The sequence below is a fragment of the Benzoatithermus flavus genome (assembly GCF_037908215.1).
GTDB lineage: Bacteria > Pseudomonadota > Alphaproteobacteria > Geminicoccales > Geminicoccaceae > Benzoatithermus > Benzoatithermus flavus.
On sequence record NZ_JBBLZC010000003.1, the window covers coordinates 13398 to 33110 of the forward strand.

General features: G+C 68.6%; 21 protein-coding genes and 2 tRNA genes. 10 read left to right on the forward strand and 13 right to left on the reverse strand.

Annotated features, from left to right (window positions below; all coding sequences use genetic code 11):
* Position 1: 1 nt before the first annotated feature.
* Together rhaI and U1T56_RS03990 are read left to right on the forward strand one after the other, a co-directional pair.
* A complete protein-coding gene (gene rhaI / locus U1T56_RS03985) occupies positions 2 to 1297 on the forward strand; it encodes an L-rhamnose catabolism isomerase (protein ID WP_418158151.1) in 1296 nt (431 codons plus the stop codon).
* An 86-nt stretch (positions 1298 to 1383) separates the two neighbouring features.
* The gene (locus tag U1T56_RS03990) at positions 1384 to 1845 is read left to right on the forward strand and encodes a hypothetical protein (RefSeq protein ID WP_418158152.1); all 462 of its coding nucleotides are present in this window, start codon (positions 1384 to 1386) and stop codon (positions 1843 to 1845) included.
* A 225-nt stretch (positions 1846 to 2070) separates the two neighbouring features.
* On the opposite strand, the gene U1T56_RS03995 is transcribed toward U1T56_RS03990, so the two are convergent.
* A complete protein-coding gene (locus U1T56_RS03995) occupies positions 2071 to 2337 on the reverse strand; it encodes a hypothetical protein (RefSeq protein WP_418158153.1) in 267 nt (88 codons plus the stop codon).
* 55 nt (positions 2338 to 2392) lie between these two features.
* On the reverse strand, positions 2393 to 2515 hold the full coding sequence (locus tag U1T56_RS04000) for a hypothetical protein (protein WP_418158154.1): 123 nt from the start codon (positions 2513 to 2515) through the stop codon (positions 2393 to 2395).
* A gap of 120 nt (positions 2516 to 2635) precedes the next feature.
* Between U1T56_RS04000 and U1T56_RS04005 the strand changes: the two genes are divergently transcribed.
* On the forward strand, positions 2636 to 3184 hold the full coding sequence (locus tag U1T56_RS04005) for a hypothetical protein (RefSeq protein ID WP_418158155.1): 549 nt from the start codon (positions 2636 to 2638) through the stop codon (positions 3182 to 3184).
* A 97-nt stretch (positions 3185 to 3281) separates the two neighbouring features.
* Here the strand turns inward: U1T56_RS04005 and U1T56_RS04010 are convergent, their stop codons facing one another.
* Entirely contained in the window at positions 3282 to 5093 is a 1812-nt protein-coding gene (locus U1T56_RS04010) for an ABC-F family ATP-binding cassette domain-containing protein (RefSeq protein ID WP_418158156.1), read from the reverse strand.
* A gap of 89 nt (positions 5094 to 5182) precedes the next feature.
* Between U1T56_RS04010 and U1T56_RS04015 the strand changes: the two genes are divergently transcribed.
* The 5 genes from U1T56_RS04015 to U1T56_RS04035 all read left to right on the forward strand — a co-directional run bounded on the left by U1T56_RS04015 (position 5183) and on the right by U1T56_RS04035 (position 9219).
* A complete protein-coding gene (locus U1T56_RS04015) occupies positions 5183 to 6670 on the forward strand; it encodes an AMP nucleosidase (RefSeq protein ID WP_418158157.1) in 1488 nt (495 codons plus the stop codon).
* Positions 6671 to 6794: 124 nt separating this feature from the next.
* Positions 6795 to 7013, forward strand: coding sequence for a translation initiation factor IF-1 (gene infA / locus U1T56_RS04020; RefSeq protein WP_418158158.1), 219 nt, complete (start codon positions 6795 to 6797; stop codon positions 7011 to 7013).
* A gap of 1 nt (position 7014) precedes the next feature.
* Positions 7015 to 7605, forward strand: coding sequence for a Maf family protein (locus tag U1T56_RS04025; RefSeq protein WP_418158159.1), 591 nt, complete (start codon positions 7015 to 7017; stop codon positions 7603 to 7605).
* Entirely contained in the window at positions 7602 to 9017 is a 1416-nt protein-coding gene (locus U1T56_RS04030) for a ribonuclease E/G (protein ID WP_418158160.1), read from the forward strand. Before U1T56_RS04025 ends, U1T56_RS04030 begins: the two co-directional genes overlap by 4 nt.
* Positions 9007 to 9219, forward strand: a complete 213-nt coding sequence (locus U1T56_RS04035) for a DNA gyrase inhibitor YacG (protein ID WP_418158161.1) — start codon at positions 9007 to 9009, stop codon at positions 9217 to 9219. The genes U1T56_RS04030 and U1T56_RS04035 overlap by 11 nt, the downstream gene beginning before the upstream one ends.
* On the opposite strand, the gene U1T56_RS04040 is transcribed toward U1T56_RS04035, so the two are convergent.
* The 9 genes from U1T56_RS04040 to U1T56_RS04080 form a co-directional block, all read right to left on the reverse strand.
* On the reverse strand, positions 9220 to 9852 hold the full coding sequence (locus U1T56_RS04040) for a hypothetical protein (protein WP_418158162.1): 633 nt from the start codon (positions 9850 to 9852) through the stop codon (positions 9220 to 9222).
* Positions 9822 to 10085, reverse strand: coding sequence for a hypothetical protein (locus tag U1T56_RS04045; protein ID WP_418158163.1), 264 nt, complete (start codon positions 10083 to 10085; stop codon positions 9822 to 9824). The genes U1T56_RS04040 and U1T56_RS04045 overlap by 31 nt, the downstream gene beginning before the upstream one ends.
* A 159-nt stretch (positions 10086 to 10244) precedes the next feature.
* Positions 10245 to 10739: a hypothetical protein gene (locus tag U1T56_RS04050; protein ID WP_418158164.1), complete on the reverse strand. Its 495-nt coding sequence runs from the start codon at positions 10737 to 10739 to the stop codon at positions 10245 to 10247.
* An 82-nt stretch (positions 10740 to 10821) separates the two neighbouring features.
* The gene (locus tag U1T56_RS04055; RefSeq protein ID WP_418158165.1) at positions 10822 to 11259 is read right to left on the reverse strand and encodes an acyl-CoA thioesterase; all 438 of its coding nucleotides are present in this window, start codon (positions 11257 to 11259) and stop codon (positions 10822 to 10824) included.
* 32 nt (positions 11260 to 11291) lie between these two features.
* The gene (locus U1T56_RS04060; RefSeq protein ID WP_418158166.1) at positions 11292 to 12674 is read right to left on the reverse strand and encodes a leucyl aminopeptidase family protein; all 1383 of its coding nucleotides are present in this window, start codon (positions 12672 to 12674) and stop codon (positions 11292 to 11294) included.
* Between the two features lie 26 nt (positions 12675 to 12700).
* Positions 12701 to 15352 carry a valine--tRNA ligase gene (locus U1T56_RS04065; RefSeq protein ID WP_418158167.1) on the reverse strand — a complete coding sequence of 884 codons (2652 nt, stop codon included), beginning with the start codon at positions 15350 to 15352 and terminating at the stop codon, positions 12701 to 12703.
* 190 nt (positions 15353 to 15542) lie between these two features.
* Positions 15543 to 16133: a DUF2497 domain-containing protein gene (locus tag U1T56_RS04070; RefSeq protein ID WP_418158168.1), complete on the reverse strand. Its 591-nt coding sequence runs from the start codon at positions 16131 to 16133 to the stop codon at positions 15543 to 15545.
* An 87-nt stretch (positions 16134 to 16220) separates the two neighbouring features.
* On the reverse strand, positions 16221 to 17570 hold the full coding sequence (locus tag U1T56_RS04075; RefSeq protein WP_418158169.1) for a TolC family outer membrane protein: 1350 nt from the start codon (positions 17568 to 17570) through the stop codon (positions 16221 to 16223).
* Positions 17571 to 17642: 72 nt separating this feature from the next.
* Entirely contained in the window at positions 17643 to 18296 is a 654-nt protein-coding gene (locus U1T56_RS04080) for a protein-L-isoaspartate O-methyltransferase family protein (protein WP_418158170.1), read from the reverse strand.
* A 155-nt stretch (positions 18297 to 18451) separates the two neighbouring features.
* Between U1T56_RS04080 and U1T56_RS04085 the strand changes: the two genes are divergently transcribed.
* A tRNA-Cys gene (locus tag U1T56_RS04085) sits at positions 18452 to 18525 on the forward strand.
* A gap of 65 nt (positions 18526 to 18590) precedes the next feature.
* Positions 18591 to 18665 (forward strand) — tRNA-Asn (locus tag U1T56_RS04090).
* 416 nt (positions 18666 to 19081) lie between these two features.
* On the opposite strand, the gene U1T56_RS04095 is transcribed toward U1T56_RS04090, so the two are convergent.
* Positions 19082 to 19339, reverse strand: a complete 258-nt coding sequence (locus U1T56_RS04095; protein ID WP_418158171.1) for a hypothetical protein — start codon at positions 19337 to 19339, stop codon at positions 19082 to 19084.
* Positions 19340 to 19713: the final 374 nt, after the last annotated feature.

Sequence of the window (19713 nt, forward strand, 5' to 3'; positions counted from 1 at the left end):
AATGACCGGCTATCGCATCGACGACGGTCTCGTGGCCGAGCACAATGCGGTGCTCGAGGCCGAGCTCGCCGCCGACTACGAGCATCTCGGAGCGAAGCTCGCCCGCTCCGGGCGGGACATCGAGGCGATCACGGCCGAGGTGCAGCGGTTCAAGGTGGCGGTGCCGACCTGGGGTGTCGGCACGGGTGGCACGCGCTTCGGCCGCTTTCCGGGACCCGGCGAGCCGCGCAACGTGTTCGAGAAGCTCGAGGACTGCGCTACGATCCAACAGCTCGTGCGCTGCGCGCCCACCGTCTCGCCGCACTTTCCCTGGGACAGGGTCGAGGACGTAACGGAGCTCAAGGAGCGGGCGCAAGCGCTGGGTCTGGGCTTCGATGCCGTCAACTCCAACACCTTCCAGGACCAGCGCGGGCAGAAGCTCAGCTACAAGTTCGGTTCGCTCACCCACACCGATCCGGCCGTGCGCGCGCAGGCCGTGCAGCACAACATCGAATGCATCGAGATCGGCCGGAAGCTGGGCTCGAAGGCGCTCACGGTCTGGATCGCCGACGGCGCCAACTTCCCGGGTCAGCAGCACCTGACGAAGGCGTTCGAGCGCTATCTCGACAGCATGCGGCAGATCTATGCCGCCCTGCCCGAGGACTGGAGCGTGTTCCTCGAGCACAAGCTCTACGAGCCCGCCTTCTACACGACCGTGATCGCGGACTGGGGCAGCTCCTATCTCGCCGCCACGGCGCTCGGCCCCAAGGCCTTGTGCCTCGTGGACCTCGGCCACCACGCGCCCAACGTCAACATCGAGCAGATCGTCGCACGGCTGATCCAGTTCGAGAAGCTGGCCGGCTTCCACTTCAACGACAGCAAGTACGGCGACGACGACCTCGACAGCGGCTCGATCGACCCGTTCCGCCTGTTCCTCGTCTTCCACGAGCTGGTCAACGCCGTGGTCGAGCAGCGCCCGGGCTTCGCCCCCGCCTACATGATGGACCAGTCGCACAACGTGACGGACCCGATCGAGAGCCTGATGAGCAGCGCGATTGCCTTGCAGCGCGCCTACGCCAAGGCCCTCCTCGTCGATCGCGACGCGCTCAGCGCTTATCAGGAGTCCAACGACGCCATCATGGCGCTCGAGACCCTGAAGCGCGCCTTCGAGACCGACGTCGGCCCGATCCTCGCCACGGCACGGATGCGGGCAGGGGGCGCGATCGACCCGCTCGCGGTCTATCGGACCAGCGGCTACCGGGCGAGGAAGGACGCCGAGCGGCCGCAGACGCCGAACCTGGGCGGGGGGATCGTGTAGGAGGCTTTTGGCGCCTTGTGGTTTGCGTATTATTGTCTATGATGGTCTCTCGGCTCCATCAATCTCAAGCCGTGGCTGCTTAATCTATGAAAATGCATATCAGAGCTGATATTCTGTATCCGTTATATTTTGCAGAACTTTGCAAAATGCTTCCTAAACGGGCACCTTTTATCTTCAAATCTATTGCAAGAAAGAATCGAGATAACGATCTTGGATGGAAGTGCTTTGGAGAGCCGGCATTTAATCTTTATGCGGCTGCGACCTACAAGAAGCGAGCTATCATGGCAGGAATATTAGCCCCTGCACCGGCAGTGCAAAGATATCACATGATTAGATCTGCTTCACAGAACGATGTTGATCGCTTGCTGTTTGATAAAATTGGTGAGAAGCCATTCTGGGGTTTGCCTCCTGGAGGTAAAGTGGAAGAACAGGTAATTTTCTTGCGCTACCATGTAGATGTTGGTGACAAGTCTGACTGGCCGACTCAGCATGAGTGGCTAAGAGATCGATTGGTTGCACTCTATGATGTTTTTACTGGTTTTCTTTGAGAAAGATATAAACTATCGACATATATAGCTATCTAACATTAAGAGCGCCATGCGAACTCAGCTTTGCTGCCCCGCGCCAGTCCGCGGCCGGCGTGCCTTTGGAGGAGATCCTTCGCAACTACCCGACGCTGGCGCGCAAGGATGCGCTGGCGACCCTGCGCGCCGCCGGGCGGGCGCTCGCTGACCGGGCGGCATGAAGCGGCTCTACCTCGACTACCCGAACCCTCACACCCCCCGCCGCCGCGCTATCATCCGCTTGCGCATCGCCTTGTGGGCCGCGTCCGAGCCGTCGTGGAAGGTGCCGAACCACTTGTCGAGCGGGATGGCGCCGTCGGCGTAGTTGCACTCGAAGTATTTGTGGTGGAGGTAATGGGCGTGGCACGGGACGTCGACCGTGCGGCCATCGCCGAGGACGAGCTTGTCGAAGCCGGCGTGGCCGGGGATTCGGGGACACCATACGAAATCAACCTTTTGGGGATTCGGGGACACCATACGAAATCAACCTTTTCGTCCTGCACCCGCCGAGTCCCTGTCGGGGCGAGCAGCCTCATGCCACCGTGGTCTCGGCGAAGATGATCTCCTCGTCCTCCATCCAGTCGGCGGCGAAAGCGAGGGCAGCCGCGACGGCAGCACGGCCGGCCTCGGGAATGGCTATTCTCACAGACGCCATCAAGAGCTTCCCCCGATACTGCGTCCGCTCGCTCACCTCCGGGTATGACGGGAGAGCGCAGGCGAAAGCTCCGACCGGTGCTCCAGAGGCGAACGGCAGCCATCAACGGGGGAGTTCGTCATGCGATTACGTCGTCTCGCATTGTTCTGGCGGCACGCATTTCTCGGCGCTCTTGCGCTCCTCGCCGTTCTGGTCTCGCTGCCGGGCACATCCCAGGCGCTCTGCATCCTGCCGCAGGAGCAGGGCAACTGGATCAACGCCGACCCGCAGACCAACAGCATCACCCGCATCCAGCTCCGCTTCGTCTGCCAGGACGTGATCCTGAACGGCCAGCCCTGGCCGCCCGGACCGCCCTGGTACGTGCACGTCTACGGGCGGTGCCATCCCACCGACTGCGACTGGGGCGAGGTCGGGGCGCAGCGGCTGAACTCCGGCTTCATCTACGCCTTCTACGACCAGGGTTTCGCCAGACGCTACGTCTACGCGAAGATGTCGGCCTACAGGCCCGGACAGTTGTGGGTCTATATCTGGACCGACTTCGTCGATCCTTCCCGTCCGGACTACGCCTCGAACAATTGGTTCGTGAGAGCCGCCGAGGCGGCAAGCGGGCAACCGGGCACGTCTACCGTACCGAGAGGCGGCCTGCTGCTGGTCGAGCCGAGACGCTAGGAAGGCGAGTCGTGACCGGCCCCGAGGGTTGCGGTGCCGCAGTCCTCGAGGTCGACCGCGCGTCTCGTCTCCTGCGCCAGCGCGCGGGCGGTTCGTCTCAGGCCGGCGGTGCGGCGCTCGCCTCCCGCAGCATCTCCAGCTCGAGCCAGCGCTCCTCGAGCGCCGCGAGGTCGTGCCGCAGCCGCTCGAGCTCCTCGGTGGCACGGGCGAAGCCGGTGGGGTCGCGAGCGTAGAAGCCGGCATCGGCCAAGCGGTCCTCGACCACCGCGATCGCCGCCTCGACCCTGCTCATCCGCTCCGGCAGCCGGTCGAGTTCGCGCTGCAGCTTGGAATCGAAGCCGCGCGGCCGCGACGCCGCAGGTGGCTTCGGCTTCTCCACGGGCCGGGTCGGCCTGGCCGCGACGGCGCTCGCCGGCCGCTGCGCCAGCCAGTCGCTGTAGCCGCCGGCATACTCCACGACCCGACCACCACCCTCGAAGACGATGGTCGAGGTGACGAGGCGGTCGAGGAAGTCGCGGTCGTGGCTCACGAGGAGCAGGGTGCCCTGGTACTCGGCGAGCGTCTCCTCGAGGAGATCGAGCGTGTCCATGTCGAGGTCGTTGGTCGGCTCGTCGAGGATCATCAGGTTGCTGGGCTGGGCCAGGATCTTCGCGAGCAGAAGGCGGTTGCGCTCGCCGCCCGAAAGGGCGCGCACGGGCTGGCGCGCCTGCTCCTCGCGGAAGAGGAAGTCGCGTAAATATCCGACCACGTGCCGCGACTGACCCAGGACCTGCACCCGGTCGCCGCCGGCGGGGCATAAGACCTCCCAGGGGGTCCGGTCGGGGTCGAGCTGGGCGCGGTGCTGGTCGAAGCGGGCGATCTCGAGGTTGGTGCCGAGCCGGACCGTGCCGCTGTCGGGCGCGAGCTCGCTCGTGAGCAGCTTCAGGAGCGTCGACTTGCCGGCCCCGTTGGGGCCGATGATCCCGATCCGGTCGCCGCGCAAGATCCGCGTGCCGAAGTCCTTGACGAGGACGCGTCCGCCGAAGCTCTTCGTGATCCGTTCCGCCTCGATCACGAGTCGGCCGCTGACGCCGGCCGTGGCCGCCTGCAGCTTGACCGAGCCTTGCGGGCCGATCATCTGCCGGCGCTTCGCCCGCAGCTCCTGGAGCTGGCGCAGGCGGCCCATGTTGCGCCGGCGGCGTGCGGTGACGCCGCGATGGAGCCAGTGCGTCTCGGCCTCGAGCCGCTTGTCGAGGCGGGCGAGCTCGGCCTCCTCGGCCGCCAGGATCTGCTCGCTCCACGCCTCGAAGCCGGCATGGCCCGAATCGCTCGTGTGCAGCCGGCCGCGGTCGAGCCACCAGGTCTTGCTCGAGAGCCGGGTCAGGAAGCGGCGGTCGTGGCTGATGACGACGAAGGAGCCGGTGAAGGCCGAAAGCCGCTCCTCGAGCCACTCGATCGTCGGCAGGTCGAGATGGTTGGTGGGCTCGTCGAGCAGCAGCACGTCGGGCTCGCCCACGAGCGCCCGTGCCAGCGAGACGCGGCGGATCTCGCCGCCGGAGAGGCCCGAAGGTGCGCGGGCCGGGTCCATCGCGAGCTCCTGCAGCACGATCTCGGCGCGAAAGCGGGCATCCTCGCTGCGCTCCGTTGCCGGCAGGCCTTCGAGCACGATGTCGGCGAGGGTAGGGGCCGCGGGCAGGATCGGTTCCTGCGGCAGATAGGCGATGCTCGTGCGCGGCTGGACGAAGAGCTCGCCGGCATCGAGCTCGACCAAGCCTGCCAGCACGCGCAGCAGGGTCGACTTGCCGGAGCCGTTGCGGCCGACGAGGCAGATCCGGTCGCCCTTGGCCAGCACGGCGTCGAGGCCGGTAAAGAGCTGCTGCTGCCCGATGCGCAAACGGGCATCCCGCAGGGCGAGGAGCGGTGGGGCCATGGGCGCTCGCTGGTTCCGTGCTCGGTGGGCGTGTGCCGTGCCGCCGTTCGTGCTAGACAGCCGCCGAGGCAGGAAATGGGCCGGCTCGCATGCACGAGGACGACATCATCGAAGCCTTCGCCAGGCTCGGCGTGCGCGATGTAGAGGTAACCGACGACGTCGACAAGGCCGTAGCCCGGATCACGGCCCTCTACGATGCCGCCGTGGGCCGCTTGCGCGCCGCGTTCCAGCGCTTCACCGAGGACGGCACCGCACCGGGGCCTCTCGATGCGTGCTATCCCTTCGTCGGCATCAAGCTGCGGGCGAGCGATCTCAATCTCGACGGGCGGCTCGCCTACGGTGCCCTCCACGATCCCGGCGTCTACGGCACCACGCTGACCAACCCGCATCTCTTCGGCGACTATTACCGCACCCAGCTCGCCCTTCTCGTGCGCAACCACGCCGTGCCGATCGTGACGGGCATCAGCACCCGGCCGATCCCGCTGCCGTTCGTGCTCGAGGAGGTGGGCAGCGGCCTGCCGCAGCAGCGCCTGGTCGAGCTGCAATATCTCTTCCCGATGCCCGACCTCAGCCGCACGGACGACGCGATCGCGAACGGCACCTGGCGGGCGGCGGGACACGAGCCGGCACCTCTGGCGCTGTTCACGGCCGAGCGCGTCGACTACAGCCTGCAGCGGCTCTACCACTATACCGGCACGCATCCCGAGTTCTTCCAGCGCTTCGTGCTGCTCACCAACTACCAGCGCTACGTCGACCATTTCATCGCGTTCGCGCGCGAGCAGATCGCGAGCGGCGAGGAACACGACCGGTTCGTCGAGCCCGGCGACGTGGTGAGCTTCAACCGCCGCTTGCGGCCCGAGCCCGACCGCGGCAGCAACCCGCCGCACCTGCCGCAGATGCCGGCCTATCATCTGACCCGGCCGGACGGGCGCGGGGTCACCATGATCAATATCGGTGTCGGCCCCAGCAACGCGCGGACCATCACCGACCACGTCGCCGTGCTGCGGCCGCATTGCTGGCTGATGCTGGGCCACTGCGCGGGGCTCCGGCGCAGCCAGCAGCTCGGCGACTATGTCCTGGCGCACGGCTACGTGCGCGAGGACGGAGTGCTCGACCAGGAGGTACCGCCGTTCGTGCCGATCCCGCCGATCGCCGAGGTGCAGGTGGCGCTGCAGGAAGCGGTCGTGAACGTCACCGGGCTCAAGGGTCACGACGTGAAGACGCGCATGCGCACCGGCACGGTGATGACCACGGCGAACCGCAACTGGGAGCTGCGTTACGACGAGCTGTTCGCCCGGCTCAACCAGTCGCGCGCGATCGCGGTCGACATGGAGAGTGCCACCATCGCCACCAACGGCTTCCGCTTCCGCGTGCCCTATGGTACGCTCTTATGCGTGTCGGACAAGCCGCTCCACGGCGAGCTCAAGCTGCGGGGGATGGCGAACACGTTCTACCGCGAGCGCATCAACCAGCATCTCCAGATCGGGCTCGAGGCGATCCGCATTCTGCGCGAGCAGGGGGCCGACCGGCTGCATTCGCGGAAATTGCGCAGCTTCGACGAGCCGGCGTTCCGCTGAAGGGATGCAGCACCGGGGCAGGATTTCCGGCCGGAACCATGCTCCTGCCGCCTTGACCAACGGGGTTCGCGACACCATGAACTAGGCGGGCGGCGGCGGCCGCAGGCGCAGCGCAGGAGTGCGAATGGCGAAGGAAGACCTGATCGAGTTCAGCGGCACCGTGACCGAGGTGCTCCCCAACGCGATGTTTCGCGTCAAGCTCGAGAACGAACACGAGATCCTGGCCCATACCTCGGGCCGGATGCGCAAGAACCGGATCCGCGTCCTCGCCGGCGACAAGGTGACGGTGGAGATGACCCCCTACGACCTCACCCGGGGTCGGATCACCTATCGCTTCAAGTAAGTTGGCGACGCGACCGGCGCTCATTCTCGCCTCGACCTCGCCCCGACGCCTCGATCTGCTGCGGCAGGCCGGAATCGAGCCGGACCGGATCGAGGCGCCGGACGTGGACGAGACGGCGGGTCCGCGCGAGCTGCCGCGCGCCCATGCCGTCCGTCTCGCCGTCGACAAGGCCATGGCGGTGGCGGGAAGGATCGGGCGGGAAAGCGGCTTCATCGTCGCGGCCGACACCGTCGTCGCTTGCGGTCGCCGCATCCTGCCCAAGGCCGAGACCGTGGAGGAGGCCGAGGCCTGCTTCGACCTACTGTCGGGGCGGCGGCATCGTGTCCATGGCGGGGTCTGCGTGCTCGCACCCGATGGCCGGCGGAGCGTTCGGGTCGTCACGACCATGGTTCGGTTCAAGCGGCTGACCCGAGCCGAGCGCGAGCTTTATCTCGCGAGCGGCGAGTGGCGCGGCAAGGCCGGGGGCTATGCCATCCAGGGCCGGGCCGCCGCGTTCATCCCGGCCATCAACGGCTCCTACACCAACGTGGTCGGCCTGCCGCTGGTCGAGACGCTCGCCATGCTGGAAGGGTTGGGCTGGAGATGTCATTGACCACCCGGATCGTGCTCGAGGACACCGGCTTCGGTATTCGCGCCGCCGTCCTCGACGGCGACGATCGCCTGATCGAGATCCGCGACGTCGACCGCGACGATCCCAGGGTGACGGATGCGCTGTTCGCGGCCAGGGTGACGGCCGTGGACCCGAAGCTCAACGCCGCCTTTCTCGATTGCGGCCTGCCGCAGCCGGGGCTGATCGTGGCGAAGGACGCGCGGGCGGCCGCCGGCTCCGCCGAGCGGCGGCCGATCAAGGAGCTCCTGCGCGAGGGGCAGCGGCTGATCGTACAGGGTCTGCGCGAGGCGGTCGGGGACAAGGGCCCGCGCTTCACGAGCGACATCCGCCTCTTCGGCTACGCTCTCGTGCACACACCGCTGACGGCGACCGTCGAGGTCTCGCACCAGCTCGGGCGGCGGCAGGCCGACGAGCTGCGCGAGCGCGGCCGGACGCTGTTCCCGGAAGGTCGGTTCGTGCTCCGGCGCCATGCGGCGAGGGTGACGGACGAGGCGCTGATGGTCGAGGCGAAGCGGCTGGCCGACCGCTGGCGGCGGATCGAGGCCGCGGCCAAGACGGCGAAGCCGGGCCGGCTGCCCGAGATGGAGAGCCCGCTCGAGCGGCTCCTGCGCGGGCTGATCGAGCTCGAGCCCGAGGCGGTGGCGGTGGCCGACCGCAATCTCGCCCGCGAACTCGAGCGCCTGCTGGCGACACCCGGCCTGCCGCCGCTCGAGCTGGTCCGGCTCGACCCGGACGAGCCCGCCTTCGCGCAGGCCGGCGTCGATGCCGCGCTGGAGACGGCCCTTTCCACCCTGGTGCCGTTGCCGCGCGGCGGGCGGCTCCTGATCGAGGAGACCGCCGCCTGCGTCGCGATCGACGTGGATGGCGGCGGCCGATCACCGCTCGACGTCGATCTTGAGGCGGCGGGCGAGATCGCGCGGCAGGTGCGCCTGCGCAATCTCGGCGGCACCATCCTGATCGATTTCGTCGACCTGCCGAGCAAGCCCGAGCGGCAGCGGCTGGAGGAGGCTTTACGCAAGGCGTTCCGCCACGATCCGGCGCCGTTCGAGATCCACCCCGTGTCCTCGCTCGGTACCGTGCTCGTGAGCCGTGCCAGGCGCGGGCAGCCGCTCTCGGCACTGCTGCAGGCGGCCTGCACGTCCTGCGGCGGCTCGGGCCGCCGACCGTCGCCGCGGGTCGGCGCCGAACGGCTGCTCGGCGCGCTGGGCCGGCGCCGGCGACCGGCGCGGGTCGTGCGCGTCGCTCGCGATCTCGGCGATTTCCTGGCCGACGGGCAGGGCAGGGCCGCCTGGCGGCATCTCGCCCGGTGCATCGGCTACGAGCCTCCGCTCGTGATCGATCCGTCGCTGGCGCCCGCGAGCTTCGATCTCGATACGAGGAACGATGGCGACTGAGCCCGTCTCCGGCTCCGGCGAGAACCGCCGAGAGCCGCGCTGCCCGATCTGCGGCCGACCTCGCGACCAGCGTTTCCGGCCGTTCTGCTCCGCCCGCTGCCGCGACCAGGATCTCCTGAACTGGCTCGGCGGCCGCTACGCGATCCCGGCGCAGGAGAGCGAGGCCGACGAGGACGACGAGGTGGTCTCGCCGTCGCGCTGATCAGCGCGGCGGCGCGAACGTGTTGGCGATCGCCTCGAAGTGGCGCAGGCGCCGTTCGTTGGCGGCGCGCATGGTCATCGCCCAGCGCCGCTCCCCCTCGGCCACGAGTCGCAGATGCACGAGGAGGCCGAGCCCGGCCGGCGTGAAGCCGCAGCGCATATCCCAGCGGCCGGGCGCCGTCTCGCTCGGCTCGTCGCAGGCACCGAGCGCCAGCCGTCCGATCCCGGTGAGGGCGCTCTTGAGGCGCTCCAGCGCCTGCTCGGCGGCCGGACCGGCGAACGGGCTGTCCGGGTCCTTGGCGAGGCCGCCGAGCAGGTCGGCGTAGCGCGAGGTGTCGAGCGTCATCTGCTGCTGGAGCCAGGCGGCGGGATCGCTCCAGGCGAGCGGGTCCCCGCCACGGTCGAGCGGCCGGACGGTCATGCGGCTGAGCGCGGCGAAAGCGCCGTCCACCGGCTCGACGGCGACGGCCTCGGGTGCGGTATCGGGAGCGGCGACGCAGACGAGCCCGAGCGTGGCCGGGATGGTGAGGCGCGCGCACAGGTCGGCGGCGAAGGACGGCGCTGCCGGGAGCAGGCCCAGGAGGAGGCTGAGGAGCGCCGGCTTCAGGCAGCGGCGCGCCGCTTCTCGGACCACAGCACCTGCACCACGCTGACGATGCGCCCGAGCCGTTTCGCCACCTGCGCCGCCTCGGCCTGGTCCAAGCCCTCGAGCTGGGTGTCGATGACGAGATCCCGCCCGTCGGGGCCGCCGCGCTCGACGTGACAGCGGGCCGGAACATGGCCGTAGAGCGCGAATACCTCCATCACCCGCGGCAGGGCGGAAGGCTCGGCGTCGGTATGGACGGAGAAGCAGAAGGTAGCGGACATCACGGGTCGACCCTGGTCGGATGATCGGCGAATTGGCAGGCCCCGGCCTCACGCAGAGGCCGGGCCCGTAATTCGGATCGTCCGGTGCAGGGTCGTGGCATCCATACCGTCCTGCTTAACCTCGATGACGGCAGCGCGTCAACGGCGCCGTGCGAGCGCTCACTCCGGGATGATCGGGCCGAGGAGCTGGCGCAGATAGGCCCGCCCCGGCTGCGAGACGCGGTAGCGGCCCTTGCTGATCATGAAGACGCGCTTCGCCATCAGCGACTGCTTCACGCACTGCGAGGGATTGCCGAGCTTGATGCCCTGCTCGGTCAGGCGCTTGTTGGCGTCGGCGGTCCCGAACGCGTCGTCGGCGCTCTGCTGCTGGACGAAGTAGCCGGCAGCCAGCATCTTGTCGACGTCGGTGCTGTTCGACGGCAGGCGCATGATGTACTCGCCGAAGCTGCCGAGCGAGGACGCGACATCCGCCGCCCGGCCTTCGGCGGGCGCCGTAGTCGCGACGGCGGACAGGGGCGCCGCGCTCACGTTCTCGAACTCTTCGAGCAGTTCCTGGAAGCGCTCGGCGAAGCCCTGCACGAAGTCTTCGCTGCCCTCGACCTCGAACTCGCGCTGAGTGAGGTTGATCCGCAATCTCGCCCGCGGCTGATCCACCCGACAACCTCCCTATGGCTCGATGGCGGCACCATAGGGAGAGCCCGGACGCGGCGCAACCACGACGATTGATCCTTTCCGATCAGCCGATCATGAGCTGCTTGAGAGCAGCGCGCAGCCGGTCCGGGATCGGCACCGGGCGCTGCGAGGCGCGCTCCACGAACACGTGCACGAAGTGTCCGTCGGCGCAGGCGGCGTTCTCCTCGTTCTTGAAGATACCGATCTCGTACCGCACGCTGCTGTTGCCGAGATGGCCCACGCGCAGGCCGGCATGGACCCTGTCGGGGAAGGCGATCGAGCGGTGGAAGCGGCAGCCGGTCTCGACCGCCATGCCGACGACCGGGTCCGACCAAGGGTCGAGCCCGCCCTCGCGCAGGAGGTAGTGACCGATCAGCGTGTCGAAATAGCTGTAGTAGACCACGTTGTTGACGTGGCCGTAGATGTCGTTGTCCATCCAGCGGGTCTCGATGGCGCTGAAATAGACGTAATCGGCGCGCACCGGCGGGGCAGGGCGGGACATAGAGGCTCCGTTTGGGAGAAACGTGAAGGGGGTCAGCGCGGTCGGCCGAACCGCTCCTCAACCAGGCCCAGAAGGGCCCGAAGCGCCGTGGCTTCGCCGCCGCGCGGCCGGCCGGGCCGGCTGTCGTCGTTCCAGGCGAAGATGTCGAGATGCGCCCAAAGCTTCGTCCTCTTGACGAACTCCTTGAGAAACAGGGCCGCCGTGACGGCGCCGGCGAAGGTCTTGCTGCTGGCGTTGGCGATGTCCGCCACCTGGCTCTTCAAGTACGTAAGATAGGGTGCGTGCAGCGGCAGGCGCCACAAGGGCTCGAACGCGGCCTCGCCCTGGCGCAGGATGGCCTCGGCGAGCGCGTCGTCGGGGGTGAACAGGGCGGGAAGCTCGGGGCCCACGGCGACGCGCGCGGCACCGGTGAGCGTCGCGGCATCGAGCAGGAGCGAAGGCTCCTCGCCGTCGGCCTCGGCGATCGCATCGGCCAGGATCAGCCGGCCCTCGGCATCGGTATTGGTGATCTCGACCGTGGTGCCGCTGCGCATGGTGATGACGTCGCCGGGGCGGAACGCGGCGCCGCCGACGCTGTTCTCGACCGCCGGGATCAGGAGCCGCAGGCGCACTCGAAGCTCCAGCGCCATGACGCACTGGGCCAGCGCCAGCATCAGAGCGGCGCCGCCCATGTCCTTCTTCATGAGCAGCATGTTGCTCGACGGCTTGATGTCGAGCCCGCCCGTGTCGAAGCAGACACCCTTGCCGACGAGGGTGAGCTTCGGGGCCGTGGGATCGCCCCAGGTGAGATCGATAAGGCGCGGCGGCCGTGCGCTGGCACGCCCGACCGCATGGATAGCCGGATAGTTCGCATCCAGCAGCGCATCGCCGACGATCACCTTGCAGGCAGCGTCATGCCGGTGGGCCACGGCCTCGACCGCGGCGGCAAGTTCCGCGGGCCCGAGATCGCTCGCGGGCGTGTTGACGAGATCGCGTGCCTGCCAGGTCGCCTCGGCGAGCACCATGGCGCGCTCGACACCCGCGCCGGTCGGCAGGATCAGCTGCGGCCTTGCGTTTTCGTCGGCGCGATAGCGGGTGAAGCGGTAGGCGGCGAGTGCCCAGCCGAGGACGGCATGGTGCGGCGGCAGGGCATTCGCCCCGTCGGCGAGCGCCCACACGCCGGCAGGAAGAGCGGCCTGCAGGGCGGCGGCGTCCCAGGGCTCGGCGGGCTCGCTCGCGACGAGGAGTGCTCTTGCGACCTTGCCGTGCTCGTCGGGTAGGAGGGCGACGGCACCCCCCTTGGCCTTGAAGCCGGACTCCTCGAGCCAGGCGCGGGTGCGCGGGTCGGTGCTCTCGAGCCAGGTGCCATAGGCGCTGGCGGCGACCACGGTCACGGGCCGCGCGGCGGTACCGGCAGGAGCGAAGCAGGGCAGCATCCTTCGGGTCCTTCCCATCCCGGTCGTCAGTCGATGCGCTTCAGGGCCTGGAGGAGACGATCCAGCGTCGCCCGCAGCTCCTCCAGCCGCTCGCGGAGCTGCTCGACCACCTCGACCGGAGCGCGCGCGACGAAATCAGGGTTCTCGAGCTTCTGGATCCCCTTGTCGTGCTCGGCCCGAACCTTGCCGATCTCCTTCTCGAGCCGTCTCTTCTCGGCCGTGACGTCGATGACGTGGCCCACCGGCAGCGCGAAGCTCGCCTCGTCCACGACGACGACGAGCGACTGCGGCGGCACCGGCCGGTCCTCCATGACGATCGTCTCGAGCCGGGCGAGGCGCAGGATCGCCTCGCGATGCCGCTCGAGCCGGGCCAGCGTCTCGGCCGAAGCCCCGTGCTGGTAGAGCGTGAGCCTGGCACTCGGCGGCACGTTGAGCTCGGTACGGGCGGCGCGGATGGAGCCGATCGTGCGGACGAGCCAGCCGAGCTCGGCTTCGGCCTCGGCGTCGACCAGCTCGGCCCCGAGATGCGGCCAGTCGGCCACGATCAGCATCCCGCCCGGCTGCCCGAACAGCTTGTCCCAGAGCTCCTCGGTCACGAACGGGGCCATGGGATGGAGGAGGTGGAGCGTCTGAGCCAGCACCCAGGCGGCCGTGGCCCGGGTCTCGGCCCGCGCCTCCGCGTCCTCGCCGCCGAGAAGAGGCTTCGCGAGCTCGATGTACCAGTCGCAGTAGGTGTCCCAGACAAAGTGGTAGAGACCGAGTGCCGCGTCGTTGAAGCGGTAGCCCTCGATGGCGCCGGTGACGGCGAGCCCGGCCTTCGCGACCTCGCCCACGATCCAGCGGTTGAGCGGCTCCCTGCAGTGGGCCGGATCGAACGCGGGATCGAGCCGGGCCTCGTTCATCTGCAGGAAGCGGGACGCGTTCCAGAGCTTGGTGACGAAGTTGCGGTAGCTCTCGACGCGCGCGGGCCCGAACTTCACGTCGCGGCCCTGCGAGGTCGAGGCGAGAAGGGCGAGGCGCAGCGCATCCGCACCGTAGTCGTCGATGATCTGCAACGGATCGACGACGTTGCCCTTGGTCTTCGACATCTTGGCCCCGCGCTCGTCGCGCACGAGGCCGTGGATGTAGACGTCCCTGAACGGCACCTCGCCCATGAAGTAGAGGCCCAGCATCATCATCCGGGCGACCCAGAAGAAGATGATGTCGAAGCCCGTGACCAGCACGGTCGTGGGATAGAAGCGCTTCAGCTCCGGGGTCTCGTCGGGCCAGCCGAGCGTGGAGAACGGCCAGAGCCCCGAGGAGAACCAGGTGTCGAGCACGTCCTCGTCGCGCTCGAGGGGGACGTCGTGGCCGTAATGCGCCCTGGCCGCGGCTCGGGCCTCCGTTTCGCTCTCCTCGACGAACACCTGCCCGTCCGGCCCGTACCAGGCCGGGATCTGATGGCCCCACCAGAGCTGGCGCGAGATGCACCAGGGCTGGATGTTGCGCATCCACTCGAAATAGGTGTTCTCCCACTGGCGCGGGATGAAGCGGGTGCGCCCGTCCTCGACCGCGGCGATGGCCTCCTTGGCGAGGGTCTTCGCGTCGCAGTACCACTGGTCGGTGAGGAAGGGCTCGAGCGGCGTGCCGGACCGATCGCCGTGCGGCACCACGTGGCGATATTTCTCGATCCTCTCGACCAGCCCCAGAGCCTCGAGATCGGCCACGATCCGCTTCCTCGCCACGAAGCGGTCGAGACCGCGATAGGCCTCGGGCGCGTTCGCGTTGATCCGGCCGAGCTCGTCGAGCACCGAGATCGCCGCCAGCCCGTGCCGGCGGCCGACCTCGAAATCGTTGAAGTCGTGGGCGGGCGTGATCTTGACCGCACCCGTTCCCTTCTCGGGGTCGGAATATTCGTCGGCCACGATCGGGATGCGGCGGCCGACGAGCGGCAGGATCGCGAACCTGCCGTGGAGATGCCGGTAGCGCTCGTCGTCGGGATGCACGGCGATGCCGGTATCGCCCAGCATGGTCTCGGGCCGGGTGGTCGCGACCGTGATGAACTCACCGTCCGAGCCTTCGATCGGGTACTTCAGATGCCAGAGATGGCCGTCGACCTCGATCTGTTGCACCTCGAGATCGGAAACCGCGGTCTGGAGCTGCGTGTCCCAGTTGACCAGGCGCTTGTCCTTGTAGATCAGCCCGGCCTTGTAGAGGCTCACGAAGGCGCGGAGCACGGCGCGGGACAGGCCCTCGTCCATGGTGAAGCGCTCGCGGCTCCAGTCCGGCGAATCGCCGAGCCGCCGCATCTGGCGGACGATCGTGCCGCCCGACTGCGCCTTCCACTCCCACACCTTGGCGACGAACGCCGCGCGGCCCATCTCGCGCCGGCCGAGGTTCGAGCCCGAAGCCGCGAGCTGGCGCTCGACCACCATCTGGGTCGCGATGCCGGCATGGTCGGTGCCGGGCTGCCACAAGGTTTCACGACCACGCATGCGATGAAAGCGGATCAGCGTGTCCTGGATCGTGTGATCGAGCGCGTGACCCATGTGCAGGCTGCCCGTCACGTTGGGCGGCGGCAGCACGATGCAGTAGGGCGCTCCGCCCCGCTCGGCGCTGGGCGCGAACGCGCCGCTCGCTTCCCAGGCGGCATAGATGCGGGCTTCGACCTCGGCAGGCCGGTAGGTCTTGTCGAGCATGGGCCTCGGAATCCCCGGTCGTGACACGCGGCCCGCGAGAGGCCCTGGCGCCGCACGCGGGGTGGAGCGCTACTTAGGCGAAAGGAGCTGGGGCGGCAAGGCAAGGGCGGCAAAAGGCGCCTTCGACGAGAACGGGCCGGCCCGCGAGGGGTCGGCCCGCCTCATCCGAAGAAGGAGGCTCGAGAGCTGGTCACATCAGCTCGGCGCGGCGGGCGAGCTTCTTGACCTCCTGTTCGACGACGCGCTCGACGATCTCGGGCAGGTTCCTGTCGAGCCACTCGCGCAGCATCGGGGTGAGCAGATCGACCAGCATCTGTTCGACCGTGAGGCTGCCCAGTGGGGAGGCCGGCTTCTTCTCGTCGGTCGTGACGGCCTTGGCGAGGCGTGCCAGCGCCTGGGCGCTGGCGCTGGCGGCGACGGGGGAGATCAGGCTGTCGGCGGCATCGGCGGGCATGGTGGAGGTCTCCTTCGTGGGGGCAGGGGAGCGGAGCGAGGCGACGGTGGTCGATGGTGCCTGCGGCTGGACCGCGCTCACCGGGGGCGGTGCCGTCGGCCTTGCCGGGTCCGTGGCCTTCGTGGCCGGGCCGGACACGACCTGGGTCAGCTCGAGAATGTCGTCGTCCTCGGCCGGCGCCGTCACAGAAGACAGCGCCGCGGGGCCTTTCGCCTGCTGCGGGATCGGCCGCTGGTCGATTGCCGGATCGTCCTCGGCGATGATCCGGCGGATCGAGGAGAGGATCTCCTCCATCGAGGGCTCCTGCCCCGGCTTGCTCTCAGCCATGGTCTCGGTTCCTGCCGGCTGCGTCCGACCGCAATGCGAGAACTCGTTCAGCCGGTTCCTGCTCAGGGTTGCAATCGTTCGACACGCTTAATCGCCTCCTACGTCCTCGCCAAGTCCCCACCAGCGCGCACCCACCTCGCGATAATGGGCCTCAAGATCCTGAAAAGCCACGGGAAGCTTCAGATCGCGGGCGGTGAGGCGACCGATCGCCGCGCGCAGTCGGTAGCTTGCGAGCACGCGCGTCGCCTCGGCGCGCACGAGGTCGGTCTGGGCCTGGTACAGCTCCTGCTCGGCATCGAGCACATCGAGAACGGCGCGGGCACCCACCAGAGCCTCCTGCCTCACGCCTTCGAGGGCGAACTCGGCGGCATCGACCTGGGTCTGGAGCGAGCGGATCACGGCCAGGGCGGTCTGCAGCGCCTCCCAGGCCGCCGTGATGGTTGCCTCGGCAGCGCGCAGCGCGTCGTCGCGACCGTGACGGCGCTGGACCAGAAGCTCCTTGCTCTGTCGCACCCGGGCATGCTCGCCGCCGCCCTGGTAGAGCGGAACGGCCAGCGTGGCGCCGATCACGGCCCCGCTGCGCGGATCGCCGCCGGTGCCGGCATCCTCGGCGTAGCTCAGGGCACCCGTGAGGCTGAGCCGTGGCTTCAGGCCAGCCTCGGCCACGGCGACGTCGTCGTGCGCGGCCTCGACCTCGAACACCGCCGCCTGGTAGGCCCAGTTGTCCTGCGCCAGCGCCTGCGCCTCCTCCGCCGATGCCGGCAATCCTTCGACCGGCGGCGGCAGGGACAGCGAGGCCGGAGGTTCCTCGCCGACGATCCGACGGTAATCGGCCATGGCGGTCTTGAGATCGCCCTCGGCGGTGAGCCGGCCGGCGACGGCGCGGGCGAAGCGGGTCCGGGCCTGGGCGATGTCCGTCCTGGTCACGTCGCCGAAGCGCTCGCGGTCGCGCGTGGCGTCGAGCTGGAGCCGCAGCCGCTCCTCGTTGCCGCGGGCGAGATCGAGCAGAGCCTGCGCCTGCGCCACCGCCACGTAGGCGGCGACCGCATCCAGGAGCACCTCCTGCTCGAGGCCTTGGACGCGGGCGCGCTCGGCCCGCACGCTGTTCTCGGCGCGCGCGATCGCCGCCCGCGTCTCGCCGCCGCTGTAGAGGCTCTGGGTCAGGCTGAGCGACTGGCGCTGGCTCGCGAGCCCGGCGCCGTCGCTGCCGGCCAGCTCTCCCGCGAAGGACGAGGTCGCCGTGAGGAAGGGGCGACCGGCCGCCCGTGCACGCGCTACCGACTCGTCGACCGCGCGCAGGCCGGCGCGTCCGGCCTCGAGCCGCGGGCTGGTGAGATAGACGTGCGCCAGCACGTCCTCGAGTGCCTCGGCGCGAACGCTCGCCGCGCCGACCAGGCACACCGCGCCGACAAGGAAGCCGCCAGCAGCACGCATCATGCCGGCGGCATAGCACGAGATTAGCCTATTGGGCTAGATGAATAAGGATATTTCTATCTTTAGGCGATGGCTTCAGAACTGGAACCCGGCTTCGACCTTGAATCCGGGCAGACGGAAGATCCGGGCGTCGAACGGGGTGAGACGCCCCACGGCACCGTTGACCTTGCGCGCGACCGTCACCTTGCCGCTGCGGCCGTGCTCGACCACCGCGACGAGGCGACCGTTCTCGGCGAGCTGGTCGATGAGGGCGGACGGGATGGACGGCACCGAGCCCGCGAGGAGGATCAGATCGTAGGGTGCCTGGGCCGGATGGCCGGCCATGGCATCGCCCTGCCGCAGCACGACATTGTCGCAGCCGAGCTCGCTCAGGAGCGTTTCCACGGGCTCGGTCGCCACGGCGGGAGGGACCAGCAGGAACACGGTGGCGACGAGGCGCGAGAGGACGGCGGCGGCATAGCCCGTGACGTCGCCCACGACCAGCGCCACGTCCTCGCTGCGGGGCGATGCGGCCTGGATCAGCTTGGCGAGAGCCAGAGGTTCGATGAGGAAGCGGCCCTGGCCGAGATCGAGGTCCTCGTCGCTGTAGGCCACGCCGCGCAGCGCCTTCGGCACGAACAGCTCGCGGGGGATCTCGCCCATCGCGTCGAGCACGCGCGGATCGTCGATCTGGTTCGGCCGGAGCTGGTTCTCCACCATGTTGTGGCGGGCGACGGCGTAGTCGATCATGTCGGCTCCCGGAAGAGGCTCGCAAGCGCAACGGCCAAGGCGCGGCGGCCTCATAGCAGGCGGGCCGGACCGCGGCAACGGGACCTGCCGTCGCGTGCATCCTTGTTCTGGCCATTGACCGGGCCGTTCGGCGTTCTTATAGAAGGCGCGCCATCGGCCCGGTGGCAGAGTGGTCATGCAGAGGACTGCAAATCCTTGTACGTCGGTTCGATTCCGGCCCGGGCCTCCAAGGCGAAAAAGGGCTGGCGCGCCGAGCAGGCTTCTGCTAGTGACCGCCCGCCCGAAGGCGAGTGATCCGGCGTGGCGCAGCGGTAGCGCAGCGGACTGTTAATCCGTTGGTCGTTGGTTCGAATCCAACCGCCGGAGCCATCCTTCTCAATGAGTTAGCAGAAAAATACTCGGTACTGGTTGGCTTCGGGTAACCACCGCAGCGGATTTGGGCTGCTGAGGCTGTCCTTGCTGTGAAGTAGCGCTCTGGCCAGAGAAGCCCGATCTGCGCTTCAGAGCAGCAGGGTCTTCGCCTGCTGGCACCCCGAACCGCTCGGCTGCCAACACGCGCGAAGCGCGGGTGCGGCACTCCGCCTCACTCTCTGCAGTTTCTCGTAGGTCCGCCACCGCGTCCGCTTGGGCCTGGGTGGGTCCGCGTACGTGCTGCCGCCGAGCCGCTCGCGAATGTCCTGCGTCGACTCTTCAGGGGATCGTGTGGGACCTGGTACTGCGAGGCGTAGGGCAGACCGGCGCAGCGGCGGCAGCGGAAGCGGTGCAATGGGGCCAAAGAGCAGGGCCTAGCCCTCGCTCGGCCGCATCCCCGGGACGCACGTGATGAAGGCCGGCTGCGTGCCGTTGATCTCGGCCTTGCCGTCGCTCTGGAGCTTGTCGCCCCACGTCTCGCGCCGGCGGCCCTCGAGCAGGAACACGAGCAGGCTGTCGCTGCCGCTCTTCGCCCGCTCGACGGCGACATCCTCCAGGATGTCCGTGCCTGCCTCGACCGCCCGATCCCAATCGCGGGCGAACTGCTCGTCCTGCTTGCGCAGCAGGTACATCTACCTGCGCGACATGCCGATGGCTCGGGCGCGGCAGCCACGCAGCATCACGAAAGAGATCGAGGCTCTTGTCACGGAGAGGGCGAAAGCCCTCGGCCTGCTGCCGCAGGGCTGGCAGCCAGCAGCGGGGGCGGCGACCACGTCAGCGTGGGGAGGGGGAAAGAGGCCGTGATCGCAAAGACCTCGCCCCTGACCTGTCGCGCGGCAGACGCCCCCTGGCTGATCGAGGAAAGCGGCCAGGACATGTGGTGGTTCGCCCGCCCCCCGAGCGTCAGTTCCGCCTGCGCCCAATCCGGAAGTGCTGGCCGATAGACGCGCCGCATGCGACGCACGTCATCGTCGAGACCTTGGGGTCGTGGATGCCCGTGGTCTAC

Excerpts from the sequence above, each read along its gene's own strand:
- rhaI (WP_418158151.1), top strand. The coding sequence starts at position 2 with ATGACCGGCTATCGCATCGACGACGGTCTCGTGGCCGAGCACAATGCG.
- U1T56_RS03990 (WP_418158152.1), top strand. The coding sequence starts at position 1,384 with ATGAAAATGCATATCAGAGCTGATATTCTGTATCCGTTATATTTTGCA.
- U1T56_RS03995 (WP_418158153.1), bottom strand. The coding sequence starts at position 2,337 with ATGGTGTCCCCGAATCCCCAAAAGGTTGATTTCGTATGGTGTCCCCGA.
- U1T56_RS04000 (WP_418158154.1), bottom strand. The coding sequence starts at position 2,515 with ATGGCGTCTGTGAGAATAGCCATTCCCGAGGCCGGCCGTGCTGCCGTC.
- U1T56_RS04005 (WP_418158155.1), top strand. The coding sequence starts at position 2,636 with ATGCGATTACGTCGTCTCGCATTGTTCTGGCGGCACGCATTTCTCGGC.
- U1T56_RS04010 (WP_418158156.1), bottom strand. The coding sequence starts at position 5,093 with ATGGCCCCACCGCTCCTCGCCCTGCGGGATGCCCGTTTGCGCATCGGG.
- U1T56_RS04015 (WP_418158157.1), top strand. The coding sequence starts at position 5,183 with ATGCACGAGGACGACATCATCGAAGCCTTCGCCAGGCTCGGCGTGCGC.
- infA (WP_418158158.1), top strand. The coding sequence starts at position 6,795 with ATGGCGAAGGAAGACCTGATCGAGTTCAGCGGCACCGTGACCGAGGTG.
- U1T56_RS04035 (WP_418158161.1), top strand. The coding sequence starts at position 9,007 with ATGGCGACTGAGCCCGTCTCCGGCTCCGGCGAGAACCGCCGAGAGCCG.
- U1T56_RS04045 (WP_418158163.1), bottom strand. The coding sequence starts at position 10,085 with ATGTCCGCTACCTTCTGCTTCTCCGTCCATACCGACGCCGAGCCTTCC.
- U1T56_RS04055 (WP_418158165.1), bottom strand. The coding sequence starts at position 11,259 with ATGTCCCGCCCTGCCCCGCCGGTGCGCGCCGATTACGTCTATTTCAGC.
- U1T56_RS04060 (WP_418158166.1), bottom strand. The coding sequence starts at position 12,674 with ATGCTGCCCTGCTTCGCTCCTGCCGGTACCGCCGCGCGGCCCGTGACC.
- U1T56_RS04065 (WP_418158167.1), bottom strand. The coding sequence starts at position 15,352 with ATGCTCGACAAGACCTACCGGCCTGCCGAGGTCGAAGCCCGCATCTAT.
- U1T56_RS04070 (WP_418158168.1), bottom strand. The coding sequence starts at position 16,133 with ATGGCTGAGAGCAAGCCGGGGCAGGAGCCCTCGATGGAGGAGATCCTC.
- U1T56_RS04075 (WP_418158169.1), bottom strand. The coding sequence starts at position 17,570 with ATGATGCGTGCTGCTGGCGGCTTCCTTGTCGGCGCGGTGTGCCTGGTC.
- U1T56_RS04080 (WP_418158170.1), bottom strand. The coding sequence starts at position 18,296 with ATGATCGACTACGCCGTCGCCCGCCACAACATGGTGGAGAACCAGCTC.
- U1T56_RS04095 (WP_418158171.1), bottom strand. The coding sequence starts at position 19,339 with ATGTACCTGCTGCGCAAGCAGGACGAGCAGTTCGCCCGCGATTGGGAT.